Source organism: Alkalitalea saponilacus (assembly GCF_900168165.1).
Classification (GTDB): Bacteria; Bacteroidota; Bacteroidia; order Bacteroidales; family Marinilabiliaceae; genus Natronoflexus; species Natronoflexus saponilacus.
Map to the genome: position 1 here is coordinate 1 of NZ_FUYV01000080.1, position 1,467 is coordinate 1,467.

Consider the following 1,467-nt stretch of genomic DNA (forward strand, 5'->3'; position numbering starts at 1 on the left):
TTCACGTTTCTAGATAATTTCGAGTGTGCAAAACCGCCACATACAAATCACCGTTACCGCTAATTAAACAGAAACCACATACACGTAATTAACATGGAAAGCAGATTATTAAAAACAAAAAGAAAGAGATTCTTTTCTTTCATCTTCGACATGATATTTATAATGTTCTTAGCATTTTCAATAAACGGATTGCTCGGAATGATTTTCAAACTTGATTCTGAAATTTACCAGAATGTGATGACTTATGTGTTAATACTTATGGTATTACCATACATGTTTTTCGGAGAATTGATTTTTAAAAATAGTCTTGGTAAGTATTTGTTTGGAATTGAAGTTGTCGATTTTGAAAGCTTTGAAAGACCATCAGTGTGGAGTTTTATAAAACGAGGAGTGATAAAAATTATTTGGCCAGTTGAAGGTTTTGTTTTACTAATTGCAAAAAACAAAAAAAGACTTGGTGATTTATGGGGTAAAACTATTGTAGCCAATAAAACAGAGAACCAACTTAAATTACCGATTAGAATAGCAATTGGAGCGATTACATTGATAGTCTTATATTTCAGCTTTTCAATATTTATGGGCTTAGGAGTGAAAAATACTGACTTTTACGCAACTGGATTGGAATATCTGAAGTCTCAAAATATTGAAGTAAGCGGATTGACAAAAGAGGTAAATCAAAATGGAAACATTGTAAACTATGTTGTGCCAATTGTTTCAGATAATGAAAATAAATATGCACTGATTTGTTTAGAAAAAGTTGATGGTAAGTGGACTGTTTATCACCATGAATTTATGACTAAACATAAAGGACGAACTTTTAATTTCACTTTATCTTCATCGCTTAAGAAAGAATATTATGAAAATGGAGAACTGCGATTTGAAGGAGCAATAATTGAGAGTAAAAAGGAAGGAACATGTAAGTGGTATTATGAAAATGGACAACTAAGCGAATTGACTGTTTGGCATAATGATTTACCAACAGGTAAAATATTAATGTATCATCCAAACGGACAAAAATCTACAGAAGCAAATGCTGTAAAAGGAATAAAAGAGGGAAAAGCCATGTTATGGCATGACAACGGACAAGTTAGTGAAGTTCTGTATTATTCAAATGACTTGATAAATGGAGAGTATATTTCCTATTATCCAAATGGACAGATAAAGGAGAAAGGAACTTTTAAAAATTCGGAAAAAATTGGTGACTGGAAAAAATATGATGAAGATGGAACTAAAATAGAAGAATAACTAGCGGTAACATCGTGTATCAAACATTGGGGTTTAAGCGATTAAATCATGTTTTCTGCCCCGCATCAGCTTTTGTGTTGGCGGATAGGAACGAAGCCCGCAATCCCCAACGTTTCATACACGCAACCGTTGCCGTTTATTGCAAGAGAGAAAATTTCACGCTTAAAGCTCATTTTTTCTATCTTTGAATAAAATGATGAAAAATGGCAGAAAATCAAAATA

1 protein-coding gene is annotated in these 1,467 nt (G+C 32.4%); it reads left to right on the plus strand.

The window, feature by feature from the left end; translation table 11 throughout:
- The first annotated feature begins 93 nt into the window (after positions 1 to 93).
- On the plus strand, positions 94 to 1,245 hold the full coding sequence (locus B5X70_RS17695) for an RDD family protein (RefSeq protein WP_079559231.1): 1,152 nt from the start codon (positions 94 to 96) through the stop codon (positions 1,243 to 1,245).
- Positions 1,246 to 1,467: the final 222 nt, after the last annotated feature.